General features: G+C 73.5%; 13 protein-coding genes. 9 read left to right on the forward strand and 4 right to left on the reverse strand.

Annotated elements, in window-relative coordinates; all coding sequences use genetic code 11:
- Nucleotides 1-67 precede the first annotated feature (67 nt).
- Nucleotides 68-691, forward strand: a complete 624-nt coding sequence (locus CRM73_RS04110) for a TetR/AcrR family transcriptional regulator (protein WP_095649880.1) — start codon at nt 68-70, stop codon at nt 689-691.
- An 84-nt stretch (nt 692-775) separates the two neighbouring features.
- On the opposite strand, the gene CRM73_RS04115 is transcribed toward CRM73_RS04110, so the two are convergent.
- Nucleotides 776-1,849, reverse strand: coding sequence for a low specificity L-threonine aldolase (locus tag CRM73_RS04115; protein ID WP_095649879.1), 1,074 nt, complete (start codon nt 1,847-1,849; stop codon nt 776-778).
- A gap of 155 nt (nt 1,850-2,004) precedes the next feature.
- On the opposite strand from CRM73_RS04115, the gene CRM73_RS04120 reads away from it, so the two are divergent.
- The 6 genes from CRM73_RS04120 to CRM73_RS04145 all read left to right on the forward strand — a co-directional run bounded on the left by CRM73_RS04120 (nt 2,005) and on the right by CRM73_RS04145 (nt 10,486).
- The gene (locus CRM73_RS04120; RefSeq protein ID WP_109243029.1) at nt 2,005-2,403 is read left to right on the forward strand and encodes an NUDIX hydrolase; all 399 of its coding nucleotides are present in this window, start codon (nt 2,005-2,007) and stop codon (nt 2,401-2,403) included.
- A 54-nt stretch (nt 2,404-2,457) separates the two neighbouring features.
- Nucleotides 2,458-2,931 carry a DUF2867 domain-containing protein gene (locus tag CRM73_RS04125; protein ID WP_035925446.1) on the forward strand — a complete coding sequence of 158 codons (474 nt, stop codon included), beginning with the start codon at nt 2,458-2,460 and terminating at the stop codon, nt 2,929-2,931.
- Nucleotides 2,932-3,062: 131 nt separating this feature from the next.
- The gene (locus tag CRM73_RS04130; protein WP_229586911.1) at nt 3,063-6,593 is read left to right on the forward strand and encodes a proline dehydrogenase family protein; all 3,531 of its coding nucleotides are present in this window, start codon (nt 3,063-3,065) and stop codon (nt 6,591-6,593) included.
- 45 nt (nt 6,594-6,638) lie between these two features.
- The gene (gene ggt / locus CRM73_RS04135; protein ID WP_229586912.1) at nt 6,639-8,489 is read left to right on the forward strand and encodes a gamma-glutamyltransferase; all 1,851 of its coding nucleotides are present in this window, start codon (nt 6,639-6,641) and stop codon (nt 8,487-8,489) included.
- A gap of 151 nt (nt 8,490-8,640) precedes the next feature.
- Nucleotides 8,641-9,342, forward strand: a complete 702-nt coding sequence (locus CRM73_RS04140; RefSeq protein ID WP_229586913.1) for a hypothetical protein — start codon at nt 8,641-8,643, stop codon at nt 9,340-9,342.
- A gap of 91 nt (nt 9,343-9,433) precedes the next feature.
- Nucleotides 9,434-10,486, forward strand: coding sequence for an LLM class flavin-dependent oxidoreductase (locus tag CRM73_RS04145; protein WP_035925458.1), 1,053 nt, complete (start codon nt 9,434-9,436; stop codon nt 10,484-10,486).
- A gap of 37 nt (nt 10,487-10,523) precedes the next feature.
- Here the strand turns inward: CRM73_RS04145 and CRM73_RS04150 are convergent, their stop codons facing one another.
- The 3 genes from CRM73_RS04150 to CRM73_RS04160 form a co-directional block, all read right to left on the reverse strand.
- Entirely contained in the window at nt 10,524-11,915 is a 1,392-nt protein-coding gene (locus CRM73_RS04150) for a sensor histidine kinase (protein ID WP_229586914.1), read from the reverse strand.
- Nucleotides 11,912-12,577, reverse strand: a complete 666-nt coding sequence (locus tag CRM73_RS04155; protein ID WP_052132837.1) for a response regulator transcription factor — start codon at nt 12,575-12,577, stop codon at nt 11,912-11,914. Before CRM73_RS04155 ends, CRM73_RS04150 begins: the two co-directional genes overlap by 4 nt.
- A gap of 158 nt (nt 12,578-12,735) precedes the next feature.
- Nucleotides 12,736-13,695 (reverse strand): BTAD domain-containing putative transcriptional regulator, encoded by a 960-nt coding sequence (locus CRM73_RS04160; RefSeq protein WP_176475250.1) that lies wholly within the window; start codon nt 13,693-13,695, stop codon nt 12,736-12,738.
- A 331-nt stretch (nt 13,696-14,026) separates the two neighbouring features.
- On the opposite strand from CRM73_RS04160, the gene CRM73_RS04165 reads away from it, so the two are divergent.
- Both CRM73_RS04165 and CRM73_RS04170 read left to right on the forward strand, forming a co-directional pair.
- The gene (locus CRM73_RS04165; RefSeq protein ID WP_229586916.1) at nt 14,027-14,578 is read left to right on the forward strand and encodes a hypothetical protein; all 552 of its coding nucleotides are present in this window, start codon (nt 14,027-14,029) and stop codon (nt 14,576-14,578) included.
- A gap of 35 nt (nt 14,579-14,613) precedes the next feature.
- The gene (locus tag CRM73_RS04170) at nt 14,614-16,482 is read left to right on the forward strand and encodes a multicopper oxidase family protein (RefSeq protein WP_229586918.1); all 1,869 of its coding nucleotides are present in this window, start codon (nt 14,614-14,616) and stop codon (nt 16,480-16,482) included.
- The last annotated feature ends 22 nt before the right edge of the window (nt 16,483-16,504 follow it).

Consider the following 16,504-nt stretch of genomic DNA (forward strand, 5'->3'; position numbering starts at 1 on the left):
CGTCCCACGGCACCGTGGACCAGTAGAGTGTGTACACCGTACACATCGATGGAAAGAGAGGTCAAGGGTGCCGCGCACACGGGATTCCTACCACCACGGTGATCTCCGCAGAGCCCTGGTCGACGCCGGCCTCGCCGCGACGCGGGCCCGCGGTGCGGCGGCCCTGGGGCTGCGTGACGTCACCCGTCAGGCGGGCGTCTCGCCGAACGCCGCGTACCGGCACTTCGCCGACCGGCAGGCCCTCCTGGCGGCGGTCGCGCACGAGATCCAGGACCGGATGGCCGAGCGGATGCGGGCGCGGATGCCCGTGGCGGGGGACCTCGATCCGCAGGACCGGGCGCGGCTCCGGCTCCGCGGGGTGGGGCTCGGCTACATCGCCTTCGCCGTGGCCGAGCCGGGGTGGTTCGCGACGGCCTTCTTCGGACCGGGCGGCGGGCCGGGCGACGTGCTCCACGACCCCCACGACCGCCTGCCGCCGCCGTTCGCGCTGCTGGTGGAGGAGCTGGACGGCATGGTCGAGGCAGGCGTGCTCTCGCGCGAGCGGCGGGACGGCGCGGAGTGGGCCTGCTGGAGCGCCGTGCACGGCTTCGCGGAGCTCGTGGTCCACGGCCCCCTGCGCGGGCAGAGTCCCGAGCGGGTCGACCGGTGGGCGGAGCGGGTCGTGGACGACATCATCACCGGGATCGCCTGACGCGCCGGGCCCGTGCCGCGGGACCTGCGCCGTTTCCCAGGAGCCCGGGCGGCGGCACCCCGCGGTCGCGCGAGCGGCGCCCGGTCAGCGGGCGGCGGCGACCAGGTCCTCCCGCAGCGCCGCCACGAACCCGTCCACGTCCTCCTCGGTGGTGTCCCACGAGCACATCAGGCGGACCTCGCCGACGGCCGGGTCCCACACGTAGAACGGCCAGCGCTCCTGCAGCCGGGCGGTGCTCCCGGCCGGGAGCACCGCGAAGACCGCGTTGGCCTGGGGGGTCTGCGTCACCCGGGCGCCGGGGACCTCCGCGATCCCGGCCGCCAGCCGCCCGGCCATCGCATTGGCGCGGCGGGCCGCCTCGAGCCACAGGTCCCCCGTGTGCAGGGCCAGCAGCTGCGCGGACACGAAGCGCATCTTCGAGGCCAGCTGGGTCGAGAGCTTGCGCACGAACCGGGGCTGGCGCACGGCGTCCGGGGTGAGCACCACGACGGCCTCCGCGCCCATCAGACCGTTCTTGGTCCCGCCCCACGAGACCACGTCCACGCCCGCGTCGGTGGTCAGCGCCCGCAGCGGGACGTCCAGGGCCGCGGCGGCGTTGGCGAGGCGGGCGCCGTCCAGGTGGACCGTCAGGCCCAGGCCGTGCGCGTGCTCGCAGACCGCCCGCAGCTCCTCGGGCGTGTAGACCGTGCCGAGCTCGGTGGACTGGGTGACGGTGACGACGCGGGGCTGGGCGTGGTGCTCGAAGCCGAAGCCGTGCGCCTCCCGGTCGATCAGCTCCGGGGTGAGCTTCCCGTCCGGGGTGGGCACCGCCAGCATCTTCACGCCCGCGACCTTCTCGGGGGCGCCGCACTCGTCCACGTGCGCGTGGGCCGTGGCGGTGCAGATCGCGGCGTCCCAGCGGTCGGTCATCGCCGCGAGCGCCACGACGTTCGCCCCCGTGCCGTTGAACAGGGGATAGCACTCCGCCTGCTCGCCGAAGTGCCGGCGGACCACGTCCTGCAGCGCCTCGGTGTAGGGGTCCGCGCCGTAGGCCCCCACGTGCCCGCCGTTGGCGGTCGCCAGGGCCTGGAGCACCTCGGGGTGGACGCCCGCGTGGTTGTCGCTGGCGAAGCCCTTCCGGGCGGGGTCGTGCAGGCGGGACAGGACGGAGTCGGTCACGGGTGGCCCTTCCGGTGGATCGGCGGTGTGCCGGGCGGCACTCGCACTCTACTCGCGCCCCCGCCGGGGCAGTCCGGACCCGCACCGGGCCCGGGGCAGTCCGGTCCGGGCCCCGCCCGGGGCCGCCCGGCCCGGGCCGTCGGTAGGCTCGGGGCATGCGCATCGTCCGGGCCGCCGCGGCGGTGGTCGTCGGGGAGGACGGCCGGCTGCTGCTGGTCCGCCGGGCCCGGGAGCCCCAGCGCGGGCGCTGGAGCGTGCCGGGCGGGAAGCTGGAGCCGGGCGAGACCGTGGCCGAGGCCGCCGTCCGGGAGGCCTTCGAGGAGACCGGCGCCCGGGTCCGCGCGGAGCGCGAGCTGGGGGTGGTGCACGTCCCCGGGGGACCGGATCTCGTGTACGAGGTGCACGACGTCGCCGCGACCTACCTCGGCGGTGTGCTGCGCCCCGGCGACGACGCCGACGCCGTGCGCTGGGTGGCCCCGGAGGAGCTGCCGGGGCTCGAGGCCACCGACGGCCTGCTGGAGCACCTCGCACGGTTCGGGATCCGCCCGGCCTGAGACCCGCGGGCCCGGCCTCTCGTCCGGGCCCGGAGCGCGTGCTTGGATAGGGGCATGGCACAGACGCGGGGTTTCTACGTCGACACCGTGGAGCGCACCACCACGGCGGACCGGGACGCGGTCTGGGCGGTCGTCGAGGGCATCGGCGGCGAGCGCGGCTGGTACAGCACCGACCGCCTCTGGGCCGCCCGCGCCACGGCCAACCGGCTGAACCTCCCGCCCGGGCGGCTGCGCCACCGCGAGCACCCGGACCGCCTGGCGGCCGGGGAGCGCCTGGACTGGTGGACGGTCGAGGCCCTCGAGCCGCCGCGGCGGCTGCGGCTGCGGTCCGTCGTGCGGATGCCGGGGGACGCCTGGCTGGACATCTGCCTGGAACCGGGACCCGACGGCACTCTCGTCTACCGCCAGACCACGGTGTTCCGCCCCGCGGGCCCGGCCGGCCGGGCCTACTGGTACGCCATGCTCGCCCCGCACAAGGCCGTCCTGGGCCGGCTCGCCACGGACATCCTGCGGCAGGCGGGCGGTTAGGGCTCTTCCGCCCCGGCCGCTCCGGCCGTAGCGTGGACTCACCGGCCACCGTGACGCCCGGTGGACGCGGCCGGCGGCCGGGGGAGTGCCTCGGCACCGCTGCCGGGCGGAGCCTCCAGGAGAGTGCCGCCATGACCGCCGACGCCCCGTCCGTCCCCGACTCCCGCGCCCTGGCCGACGAGGCCGTCGCCCTGGTCCGCGAGTGGCTCGTGCGCGCCGCCGAGGGCCGCCGGCACCGCGACGGCGCCGCCGACCGGCTCGCCACCGTCCTCCAGGACCCGCACGGGCTCGAGTTCACCGTCGGCTTCGTGGACCGGGTGGTGCGCACCGAGGACGTGCGGGCCGCCGGGCGCGCCCTGCACGCGCTCGCCGAGATCGTGCCCCGCACCATGTCCGCGGCGGACCGCGCCCAGATCCGGCTCGGGGCCGCGCTCTCGGCCTCGGCGCCGCAGGTGGTCGTCCCCGCCGCCCGCACCCGGCTCCGCCAGCTCGTGGGCCACATGATCGTCGACGCCCGCCCCCGGCCGTTCGGGCAGGCCGTGAAGAAGCTGACGGCCCAGGGCCACCGGCTCAACATCAACCTGCTGGGCGAGGAGGTCCTCGGCGTGGAGGAGGCGGACAAGCACCTCGCCGACGCCGCGGCGCTGCTGGACCGGGACGACGTCGACTACGTGTCCGTCAAGGTCTCCTCCGTGGTCCCGCAGCTCTCCCACTGGGGCTTCGAGGGGACCGTGGCGAAGGTCGTCGAGCGGCTGCTGCCCGTCTACCGGGCCGCCGCCCAGGCCCCGGCCGGGAGCAAGTTCATCAACCTCGACATGGAGGTCTACTCCGACCTGCACCTGACCACCGAGGTGTTCACCCGTCTCCTGGAGCACCCGGAGCTGCGGGGTCTCGAGGCGGGGATCGTGGTCCAGGCCTACCTGCCGGACGCGCTCGCGGTGGTGCGGCGGCTCTCGGTGTGGTCCGCCGCGCGGGTCGAGGCCGGGGGCGCGGGGATCAAGGTGCGGCTCGTGAAGGGCGCGAACCTCCCCATGGAGCGCGTGGACGCCGAGCTCCACGGCTGGCCCCTGGCCACGTGGAGCAGCAAGCAGGAGACCGACACCAACTACAAGCGGGTCCTCGACTGGCTGTTCGTGCCCGGCCGGATGACGGGGCTGCGGCTGGGGGTGGCCGGGCACAACCTCTTCGACATCGCCTTCGCCCACCTGCTCGCCGAGCGCCGCGGCGTGACGGAGCGGATCGAGTTCGAGATGCTCCAGGGCATGGCGGTCGAGCAGGCGAGGGCCGTGAGCGCCGACGTCGGGCAGCTGCTGCTCTACGTGCCCGCCGTGCGCCCGGCCGAGTTCGACGTGGCCGTGTCCTACCTCGTGCGCCGGCTCGAGGAGAACGCCTCGCACGAGAACTTCATGTCCGGGATCTTCGAGCTGGCCCCGGACAACGAGGTCTTCGCGCGGGAGGAGCAGCGCTTCCGGGCCGCCCTCGAGGCGCTGGACCCGCGGCAGGACACCGCCCCGGCCCCCGCCCGCGCCCAGGACCGCACCGCGCCCGGCGCCGGGTCCGCGCACCTGCCGCTGGAGGAGCCCTTCCGCAACGAGCCGGACACCGACGTCTCGGTCCCCGCGAACCAGGCGTGGGCGGACGGGATCGCGGCCCGGATTCCGGACCGGTCCTGGTACGAGGCCCTGGCCGTGCCCGACCCCGTCGGCGCGCAGGACGTCGAGCGGCTCGTGCGCACGGGACGGGACGCCGCCGAGGGATGGCACGGCCGCGGCGCCCGCGAGCGGGCGGAGATCCTCAACCGGGCGGCCGACGTCCTGGCCGCCCGCCGCGGGCACCTGCTGGCGGTGGCCGGCGCGGAGGCGGGCAAGACCCTGGGCCAGTCGGACCCGGAGGTCTCGGAGGCGATCGACTTCTGCCGCTGGTACGCCCGCCGCGCCCTCGAGCTCGAGACCGTGGACGGCGCCCGGTTCGTCCCGGACCGGCTCGTGCTGGTCACCCCGCCGTGGAACTTCCCGCTGGCGATCCCCACCGGCTCCACGGTCGCGGCCCTGGCCGCCGGCGCCGCCGTGCTGCACAAGCCCGCCCCGGAGGCACGGCGCTGCTCGGCCGCCGTGGTCGAGGCGCTGTGGGAGACCGGCGTGCCGCGGGACGTGCTCCAGCTCGTCGACTCCGTGGAGGGGGAGGTGGGGCAGGCCCTCGTCTCCCACCCCGGGGTGGACCGCATCGTCCTCACCGGCGCCTACGAGACGGCACGGCTCTTCCAGTCCTGGCGGGCGGGGCGGCCGATGACCGCGGAGACCTCGGGCAAGAACGCCCTGGTCGTCACGCCCAGCGCGGACCGGGACCGGGCCGTGTGGGACCTCGTGACCAGCGCGTTCGGCCACGCCGGGCAGAAGTGCTCGGCGGCCTCCCTCGGGATCCTCGTGGGCAGCGTGGCGCGGTCCGAGCGGTTCCGCCGGCAGCTGCTGGACGCCGCGTCCTCGATGGTCGTGGACTGGCCGCAGAACCTGCAGGCCTCGGTGGGCCCGGTGATCGCCGAGCCCGGCGAGAAGCTGCACCGCGCCCTGACCCGCCTCGACCCGGGGGAGCAGTGGCTGCTCGAGCCGCGGCAGCTCGACGACACCGGGCGGCTGTGGCGGCCCGGGATCAGAACGGGGGTGGCCCCCGGCTCCTTCTTCCACCGCACCGAGTGCTTCGGCCCCGTCCTGGGGCTGATGGAGGCCGCGGACCTGCAGGAGGCGATCGAGCTGCAGAACGCGGTCGAGTACGGGCTGACCGCCGGGCTGCACTCCCTGGACCCCGACGAGGTCAGCACGTGGGTGGAGCTCGTCGCGGCGGGCAACCTCTACGTCAACCGCGGCATCACCGGGGCGATCGTCCAGCGCCAGCCCTTCGGCGGCTGGAAGCGGTCCTCGGTGGGCCTGGGCGCCAAGGCCGGAGGACCGAACTACCTGGTCCAGCTCGGCTCGTGGCAGAAGGCCCCTTTCGGGGAGGTCCCGGCCGAGCAGGCCGGCACCGAGCTCTCCGCGTCCGTCGCCCGCCACCTCGCGGAGCTCCGCCCCCTCGTGCCCGAGCCGGACGCCGCCTGGCTGACCGCCTGCGCCGAGCAGGACCAGGCGTGGTGGGACCGGGAGTTCGGCCGCGCCCACGACCCCACCGGCCTGCAGTCCGAGGCCAACCTGTTCCGCTACCGCCCGCGCGACGTCGTCGTGCGCGCGGCCGAGGACGCCCCGCTCACGGACGTGATCCGGGTGGGGCTCGCCGCGGTGCGCTCCGGCGCCCGCGTGGTCCTCGTCCCCGCGGGGGAGGTCCCCGCGCAGGTGCAGGAGCTCTTCCGCTCGGTGCTGGACCCCTGCGGTGACGAGGCCTTCGCCCGCGTCGCCGCCGACTGGTCCGATCCGAGCGGGGCCGGACGGATCCGGGTGGTGGGCACCGCGCCGGGCCTGGCCGAGGCGCTCGCCGAGCGGCCCGAGGTCGCGCTGCTCACCGGGCCGGTGGTCGGCGCCTCCCGTGTGGAGATGCTCCCGCTGCTCGCGGAGCAGGCCGTGTCCGTGACGATGCACCGCTTCGGGAACCCCTCGACGGACGCCGAGACGGTGGTGCGCAGGGTGATCGCGTCCTCGCCGGGCCTGGGCACCCCGGCGCCACCGGTCGAAATGTAGGCGTCGCCCCTGGTGGGAACGAGGCGCCGGTGCGAGGCTGAGCCCATGCGCGCATCCCTGAGGTACCTCGCACTGGGTCTGGCCGGAGCGCTCGGCGTCTCCGGCACCGTTCTCGGCGGCTCCGCGGCCGTTGCGCACGACGACCGGCAGCACGGGGGCCGGGGCTCGCCCGTCACCGCCGAGCTGCCCAAGGTCCCCGTCATGACCGGCGGCGGCGGCGCGGTCTCCTCCGTGGACCCGCTCGCGAGCCAGGTCGGCATCGACGTGCTCGAGCGGGGCGGCAACGCCGCTGACGCCGCCGTGGCCGCGGCCGCGGCCCTGGGCGTCACCGAGCCGTACTCCGCGGGCATCGGCGGCGGCGGGTTCTTCGTGCACTACAGCGCGGAGACCGGCGAGGTCCGCACGATCGACGGGCGCGAGACGGCCCCGGCCACGTTCACGGAGGACGAGTTCCTGGGCGAGGACGGCGAGCCCCTCGACTTCGCCACCGTGGTCAGCTCCGGGAAGTCCGTGGGCGTGCCCGGCACCCTGGCCACGTGGGAGACCGCGGCCGAGGAGTTCGGCACGATGGACCTGCACCGGCTGCTGCGGCCCGCGGAGCGGATCGCCGCCCGCGGCTTCGTGGTGGACGAGAACTTCCAGGAGCAGACCGCCCAGAACGCCGAGCGCTTCGGGAGGTTCCCCGAGACCGCGGAGCTGTTCCTGCGCGACGGCGAGGCGCCCGCGGTCGGCACCGTGTTCCGCAACCCCGACCTCGCCCGCACCTACCGCACCATCCGGCACGAGGGCACCGGCGCCTTCTACGACGGGTCGATCGGGGCGGCGGTCGTCGACGCGAGCCGGGAGCCCGCCACCGCCGAGGGCGTGGAGGTGCTCCCCGGGGAGATGACCCTCGAGGACCTGGGATCCTACGAGGCCCTGCTCAAGGACCCGGTCTCCACCGAGTACCGCGGCCTGGAGGTCTACGGCATGGGGCTGCCCAGCTCCGGCGGCATCACGGTGGCCGAGACCCTGAACCTCCTGGAGGCCTACGACGAGCGCACCGGGACGGCCCTCGGCGAAGTCTCCGGGACCCAGTACCTGCACCGCTTCTCGGAGGCCACGGGGACCGCCTTCGCCGACCGCAACCGGTGGATCGGGGACGTGCAGGGCGTGCCCGTCGAGGAGCTCACCAGCCAGGAGTTCGCCGACGAGCGCGCCTGCCTCTTCGACCCCGCCGCGGCCCAGGAGCGGCCCATCCCCTTCGGCGAGCCGGACGGGGACTACGCCGCGTGCGGGACGGCCGGGGCCCGTCAGCCCGAGCCCGTCGGCGGCGTCTCGACCACCCACCTCAACGTGGCCGACCGGTGGGGCGACGTGGTCTCCTACACCCTCACCATCGAGCAGACCGGCGGCTCCGGGATCACGGTCCCGGACCACGGGTTCCTGCTCAACAACGAGCTGACCGACTTCAACTTCGCGCCCGTCACCGAGGGCGTGCCGGACCCGAACCTGCCCGGCCCGGGCAAGCGGCCCCGCTCGTCGATGAGCCCCACGATCGTGCTCCGGGACGGGGAGCCGTGGATGTCGGTGGGCACCCCCGGCGGCGCCACGATCATCACCACGGTGGCGCAGATCCTCACCGGGCACATCGACCGGGACCTCGACCTCGTCGACGCCGTGGCCGCGCCCCGGCTGAGCTCCCGCAACGGGGCCGAGGAGGTGGACCTCGGCCTGGCCGAGTCCGAGGTCGGCCGTCAGCTGAGCGATCTGGGTCACGAGCTGGTCCCGCCCCCGCGCCGCTGGATCGGCAACGCCTCCGCCATCCGGATCCTCGGCGACGGCCGCTTCGAGGCGGCGGCCGAGACCGAGCGCGGCTACGGCGGCTCCGCCATGGTGGTGCACCCCGAGCCGTGACGCCGCGCTGTTGCTGACCGGCCGCTGACCTGTCACCGAGGCCCCGGGCCCCGTCCGCTCCGGACTGGGCCCGGGGCTTGTCGGGACACGTCCTAGGCTGGGTCCGGACCGCGCGTCCCGCGCCACGTCCGTCCGACCCAGGAGCCGCACCGTGTTCAGCCACCCGCCCGCCGACCGCCCCGGCCCCTCCGAGCCCGTCGTGCCGGGGGACCCCGCCCTGGACGACCGGTGGCGGGCGGCCACGGCCGGGTGGCGCCCGTCCTCGATCCGCCCGTCCTCGATCCGCTCGGGCGAGCCCGACCGCGTCCGCGCCTGGGTGCGCCACGCCTGGGAGGGCCTCGCCGGCGGGGGTGTCGACGGCGCGGCCGCCGGGCCGGACGACGACGACGCCGTCGGCCGGCGGGTGCGCGACCTGATGACCGTCGCCGCGCTGTTCGTCCTCCAGGAGCGCTTCCTGGCCGTCGCCGCCGGTGAGCCGGTCCCGGCCGGGGCGCCCGACCCCCGCCGGGACGGCGCCCCCCTGGGCGACGACGAGGTCCTAGCGGTCGTGCGGCAGACGTGGGAGATCGACCCCGCGGAGGAGGGGGCGGAGGGGTTCGCGGCGGAGCTCGCCGGGTTCCTGCAGGACCACCTGGACGAGCTCGCCGAGGAGGTCCGCGAGCGGCTGGTGGACCGGCGCGGCCCCACCCAGGTGTTCGCCGAGCTGTGGAGCCTCGAGCACGTGGACGAGCTGGAGCCCGCCGACCAGGAGGGGGAGCCCCCGTTCCCGCTCTCCACGGACGACATCGCGTGGATCGTCAGCGGCGTCCCCGGCCCCGAGAAGCACACCGCCTGGGAGTGGCTCATCCGCTGAGCCGGACCCCGGCCGCAGTGGCACCGGAATAAGCCGGCCCGCCGACGACTTTTATGGATGTATCCACAAAATCTGCGACGAGGAGCCCCGCATGACCATCCAGCTCGGCCTGAACACCTTCGGCGACCTCTACCCCGGGCCGGACGGGCGGATGCTCGGCGGGGCTCAGGTGATCCGCAACGTCGTGGCCGAGGCGGTGCTGGCCGACCAGGTGGGACTGGACTTCTTCGGCATCGGCGAGCACCACCGGGAGGACTTCGCGGTCTCCTCGCCCGAGACGGTGCTCGCCGGCATCGCCACGGTCACGGAGCGGATCCGCCTGGGCTCCGCGGTGACCGTGCTCAGCTCCGACGACCCGGTGCGGGTCTACCAGCGCTTCGCCACCGTGGACGCCCTCTCCTCCGGCCGCGCCGACGTCATCCTGGGCCGCGGCTCCTTCACCGAGTCCTTCCCGCTGTTCGGCTACCCGCTGGACGAGTACGAGGCGCTGTTCGAGGAGAAGCTGCAGCTGTTCGACCGGCTCCGCACCGAGGGCCGGATCGACTGGCAGGGCCGGCTGCGCGCGCCCATCCAGGGCTTGGAGGTCTACCCCAAGACCGAGGCCGGCGCGCTGCGCACGTGGATCGCCGTGGGTGGCTCGCCCAACTCGGTGGTCCGCGCCGCCCACTACGGGCTGCCCGTCATCTTCGCGATCATCGGCGGCAGCCCCTCGGCCTTCGCGCCCTTCGCCGACTACTACCGCCAGGCCCTCGAGCACTTCGAGAAGGAGCCGCAGCCGGTGGCCTTCCACTCCCCGGGCTACGTCGCGGAGACCGACGAGCAGGCCCGCGAGGAGTTCTTCCCGCACCAGGCGTACACGCACGCCCGGATCGGCAGGGAGCGCGGCTGGGGCCCGCTGACCCGCGCGGAGTTCGACGCGATGTGCGGACCGGAGGGCGCCTACTTCGTGGGCTCCCCGGAGACGGTCGCCCGCAAGATCGTCCGGTCCTCGGCGGCGCTCGGCGCCTCGCGCTTCGACCTCAAGTACGCGGTGGGCACCCTGGACCACGCCCGGATGCGGCGCAGCATCGAGCTCTTCGGCACCGAGGTGCGCCGCTACGTCGAGGACATGACCGCCGACCTGCCCGCGGGCACCGCCGCGTAGCCCCGCGCCCCGGCGGCCGGACCCCCGGGCGGGCCGCTCAGAGCCGCGTCGTGACCGCGTCGTGGGGCAGGGTGACCAGCACCGTGGTCCCGACGCCCCGCTGCGACCGGACCTCGAGCGTGGCCCCCGCGGCGTCGGCGATGTCCCGCATGATCCGCAGGCCCAGATGGCCCTCGGGGGAGCCCCGGGAGCCGTCGAAGCCGGTGCCGTCGTCGCTGATCGTCAGCACCGTGGCGCCGTGCTCCACGCCGAGCCGCAGGCTCACCGTGGACGCGTGGGCGTGCTTGGAGATGTTCGCGAACGCCTCCCGCGCCACCTTCAGGAACATGCCCTCCTGCTCCGGGGTGAGGAACACCGCGGGACCGATCTGCACGGACGTGTCGATCCCCCGCTGGGCCAGCGGGTCCGCGAGCCGGGCCAGGGCCTTCGGCAGTCCCAGGGTGAGCAGGTCCGGGGAGTACAGGGCGGTGGTGATCCCGCGCAGGGTGTGGAGGCTGCCCTGCAGGATCGTCCGGGACCGGCCCAGCGCGCTGCGCTGCTCCGGGACGTCAGCCGTCATCTCCTGGGCCTCCAGGGAGTAGGACAGGCCGGCCAGGTCCTGGATCACGTCGTCGTGCAGGTCCCGGGCGACCCGCACCCGCTCCAGCTCGGCGGCGTCCACGGCGTGCTGGAGCAGCTGTGCGCGGGCCGTCCGGTGGTCCTGGATCCGGCGGGCCAGACCCACCGCCGGGGCGAGCTGCGCCAGCTGGAACAGCGCCAGGGTCAGCAGCAGCGCCGGCGCCATGCCCATGAGCACCGAGCTCTGCTCGTCCCGCACGATCGAGTCGTCGTAGTACGCCTCGAGGACCAGCTGCTCGCCGCCGGCGGGGACGAACCCCACGTAGACCTCGACCAGCTGCCCCGCGCCGGACTCGTGGGAGTTCTCCGCCGCCTGCTGGTGCTCGATGGTGGCGACCCCCTCGCCCCGGGCCACGAGGTCCTCGTCCCACGGGGGCGGGCCGTAGTTCTGCCCCACGAGGGCGTGCTCGTCGGAGTAGACGATCGTGCCCTCCTCGTCCCAGATCTTGATCCGGTGGATGGTCCCGTCGTCGAGCCAGGGCTGCATCCGCACGTCCAGCTGGGCCGTGGCGGCCGCGTCGCCCGCGAGCAGGTCGTCGGTGATCAGGGGCGCCACGGCGTGGGTGGCCAGCCGCTGGGTGACGCGCAGGACGTGCTGCACGGCGTGCTCCTCGGCGACGGCCCGGATCCACCAGGTGGTGGGCACGGCGGCGACGAGCAGCACCACGAGTCCCGTGAGCAGGAACCTGCGAACGGCGGCCCGCACCTCGGACCGGTCGGTCGGCGGGGCCGGCGGGGGCAGCGGCCAGTCGTCGAAGACGACCGCAGCCCCCGGGTCGGCGCGGCCCACGTGCGAGAGCAGGCGTCTCATGACCGGACCGTCAGCAGGCCGAGCCTCGAGGCCACGGCGACCGCCTCCAGCTGGGAGTGGGCCCCCAGCTTGACGAGGATCGTCTTCACGTAGCCGCGGCAGGTGTTCGGGGTGATGTTCAGCAGTCGTGCGTTCGCGCCCACGCTGTGCCCCTCGGCCATCAGGCGCAGGACCTGCAGCTCGCGCCGGGTGAGCGCCGGCACCCCGGGGTCCGGCCGGCGGGCCGGATCCGTGGTCGCGAGCAGTGAGGGGTGGACCGCCATCGTGCCGCAGCGGGCGCTGCGGATGGTCTCCAGCAGGGTCGCGAGCGAGCCGTCCTTCGGCAGGAACGCGCAGATCCCGGTGCTCGCGGCGGCCTCCAGCACGTGCTGGGTGGGGTCACCGGTGAGCATGACGATCCGTGTCCCCGGCCGGTCCCGGAGGATCCGGGCGGAGGCGGTCACCCCGTTGCCGCCGGCGAGGTGGTAGTCCATGACCACCACATCGGGCCGCAGCGCCGCGCACAGGCGGACGCTCGACTCGACGTCGTCGGCCACGCCGACGCTGCACAGGTCCGGCTCCTGGCCCAGCGCGCCGGTCAGCAGCTCCGCGAACGTGGTGTGGTCGTCCACCACCAGGATCGAGGTGCGCGCCGCGCGCCCCTCCGCAATGTCAGCGTCCATCTCGGACCAGCCCCCCGGCAACCCCTGTACTACGTGTGGGTAGTATGCCGATTGCAAATCATGGACACCAAGCGGGCGGGTGTCATCTGTTTGGGGGTTGACAAGGGGACATTCGGTTCGTGAACGCCGTCGGCTGCACCAGCTCATGCCTCCACCCCCTATGCGGCCGTGCTCAGGCTGCGGCCCAGGAAGGCCTGGAGCACCGAGACCGCCTCCTGCCGGGCGAGCGGGACGCGGGCGCCAGGGACCCAGTCGGGGTCGCCGGCCCGGCTGTGGAGCACCAGCAGGGCCGTCAGGGCCTGGCCCAGCTCGTCGCCGGTCGCGGCCGTGGCCTGCAGCATGCGGGTGTAGGCCAACTGCAGCACCCCGGACGGAGCGCATCCCAGCTCCTGGTCCAGGGTCCACCGGCACTGCTCGTAGGCCTGCAGGCCCTCGACCGAGCGCCCAGCCCCTTCGAGCCCGAGCACGAGCACGGTCCAGGCTCGTTCGTTCAACGGGTCGGCCGCGACCACCTTCCGTGCCTGGGCCACGGCTTCCTCGCAGCGGCCCAGCTCGAGGTCTGCCTCGGCCAGCAGTACACGGGCCTCGGTCACTCGAGCCGCGAAGGCGCTGCGCTGGGACTCGATCCACTCGCAGTCCTGCTCGTCCTCCAGCAGGGAGCCCGAGGCCATGCCCAGCGCTCGGTGCAGCAGCAGATCCGCCTCGCGGGCGGAGGAGCGCATCGCAGTCTCCAGCAGTCGCTCGAAGCGGGGCAGGTCCAGATCCACCAGGGCGGCGTCGATGACGTAGCCGCCGTTCGTGGTCCTCAGCGGACCGTTCCTGCCCTGCCCGGGCTGGAGGTGCCGGCGCAGAACGCTGACGTAGCTCTCCAGGTTCGCGGAAGCCGCCGCGGGTGCGTCGTCCCCCCACAGCAGATCGACGAGTCGTTGCTTCGACACCCGTGTCCCCAGGTGCAGGAGGAGGATCTCGAGGATCCGCCGCTGCCGGGGACCCCCCAGCTCCTTGGACGTCAGGGTCCGGCTCCCGCACCGGACCACCAACGGACCGATGACCTGCACCGACAGCCTGGCCCCCGTGGCACCGGCTGCGGTTCGAACGTCGACAGTAGAAACATCCATCGTGATCACTCCCCCCGAAGTGCCTCCACTGTGGCGGGCGGCCCCCCTCGGCCAACAGCACCGGATGGGGGGTGGGGCACCCCCCATCTGAGGGGTGTGCCAAAGGAAACGACCGGCGCACAGGGCGCCGGCCCCCGGGAGTCCGGGCCTCGACCGCCTGGAAGCAGCCCGCCCCGAGGGCCGGACGGGCCCGACCGCAGCCTTCACCGGCACCGATCTGCGACATGGAACGTCATGAACACGGGGCGACTGTCCCCCGAGCTGACGACGTGCGGAGGTGATCGGTCCGCACCGCAACGTTTCTCCAAGGTTCCGTGCCGACCGTGGGGTCATGACCACTCAGGAATCAACAGCCGTCGTCGACACCCCGCCGGCCCGGCGGGGACGCCACCGCTGGATGCCGCCGGCGCTGTTCCTGCTGGCGGTCCTTCTGGTGCTGGCGCACGGTGCCCTCTCCGCGGAGAAGGAGCCGGGCACCATGCTCGGAGCCTCCGGGTCCGTGCCCGGAGGGCTCGCGCGTCTCAACGGGGTCATGCCGTACACGCAGTTCGTCGCCCAGGAGGGACGGGACGTGCCGGCGGAGCTCAGCGGAGACGTTCCGAGCGGCGCCCACCTGGTGATCGTCCTGCTGGAGCTCACCGCGATGGAGTCCGAAGGTCTGGACTTCGACGCCGACGACTACGTGGTGGAACGGCTCGGGGGCCGCACGTCGCAGGTGGTCTGGGCGTCGCCGTCCGAGGCTCCGCTCGCGCAGAACGAGACCGTGCAGGCGGAGCTGGTCTTCGAGGTGCCCGACAAAGCCCTCGAACTGACTCTCGCCGGAGCCGGCGACGTGCGCCTCTCGATGGGTACCGAACACCACAGCGGCGGCAGAGGACGCTGACCGCACGGAACGACCCGGTCGTTCCACCACATGTCATGACCAGAACGCGGGACCGCGCGGAGCGCAACGGTCCCGATCCAAGGGGGAGCAACATCATGGCCGTCTCGAGAAGAAACGTCCTGCTGCTGGGCGGGCTGGGAGTCACAGGGGCGGCTCTGGGCGTGCCGACGACAGCGGTCAACGCCAAGTCGGCGAGCGCGCTCGCCGACTCCCTGATGCCCAGGCCGTTCCGGACCGAGTTCGCCCAGGCGCCCGTTCTCGCTGCTGACGACCCGCTCGGCCGGCCCACGATCGATCCCGTCGACGGGAAGCCCATCGAGTACTACACGGTCACGGAGCAGGCCGCCTCGGCCCAGATCCTGCCGAAGGCGGGTCTCCTGACGCCCATTCTCGGCTACAACGGCATCTTCCCGGGCCCTACGATCGACGTCTACCAGGGCACGAAGGTCGAGCTGACCGTGGTCAACAAGCTGCCGCGCCAGCACGCCCTGGACGGTCACAGCCTGGACACGTCCACCCACCTGCACGGTTCCGCGTCGCTGCCCCAGTACGACGGCTATGCCAGCGACATCACGCGCCCGGGGTTCCAGAAGACGTACAAGTACCCGAACTTCCAAGGCGGCAGGACCCTGTGGTACCACGACCACGGGGTCCACCACACCGCGCTCAACGCCTATTCGGGGCTGGCGGGGCAGTACCACATGCACGACGCCAACTCGGAGCGGCTCCTGCCGCGGGGGAAGTACGACGTCGCACTCACCGTCTCCGACGCGATGTTCGCCGCCAACGGAGCCCTCGGCTACGACGACAACAGCCGGTCGGGGCTGTGGGGGGACGTCATCCTCGTGAACGGCAGGCCCTGGCCCGTCATGAAGGTGCAGAAGCGGGTCTACCGGTTCCGTTTCCTCAACTGCTGCATCTCCCGGTCCTTCCGGCCCAGGCTCAGCACGGGGGACCCGCTCGTCATGGTCGCCACGGACGGCGGGCTGATGCCCACCGCCCAGCCTGTTCGCGAGTACCGGCACGCCGGCGCCGAGCGCTACGAGTTCCTGGTCGACTTCAGCAAGTACAGGACGGGACAGCGGATCGAACTGCAGAACCTGTCCAACGACAACAACGTCGACTACGACTTCACGAACAAGATCATGGCCTTCGACGTCGTGGACGAGCCCGTGGACACGTCCGACCCCACCTGGAACCGGATTCCCACCGCTCTCGTCGGCAGCGAGGTGATGGATCTGCAGGAGAGCCAGTCGACGAGGAGACGACACTTCCGGGTGAAGCGCGACGACAGCACCTGGACGATCGACGGGGAGACGTGGGCGGACGTGATCGCCAGCAACTACCGCAAGGTGATGGCGGAGGTCGAGCTGGGGGCCACGGAGATCTGGGAGTTCGAGAACTCCTCGGGCGGGTGGTTCCACCCCATGCACATCCACCTCATCGACTTCAAGATCATCGGACGCAACGGCCGGGCTCCGTTCGCCTACGAGAAGGGGCCGAAGGACACCGTCTACGTGGGCGAGGGGGAGACCGTCCGGCTGCTCATGAAGTTCGGACCCCACAAGGGCCGGTACATGGTGCACTGCCACAACCTCGTCCACGAGGACCACGACATGATGGCGCAGTACCAGGTCGGCGAGTCGGCGGACCCGGACCCCAACGATCCGATGACGGCGGCACCGGCGGTGCCGGCGGGAACGAGCAGCGCCACCCCTTCCCCCTCGCCGTCGGCCTCGCCCACGCCGTCAGTCTCGCCGTCGGCCACGTCGTCGCCGTCCGTCTCGCCGTCGCCGTCGCCGTCCGCCTCGCCGTCGCCGTCCATGTCGCCTTCGCCGTCGCCCACGCCCACCAAGAAGTCCGGGAAGAAGTCGCAGACCAAGGGTCCGCGTGCCGGCAGATGACGTGGACCTGTCGTACCAGCCG

The sequence above is a fragment of the Kocuria sp. CCUG 69068 genome (assembly GCF_020833785.1).
Classification (GTDB): domain Bacteria; phylum Actinomycetota; class Actinomycetes; order Actinomycetales; family Micrococcaceae; genus Kocuria; species Kocuria rosea.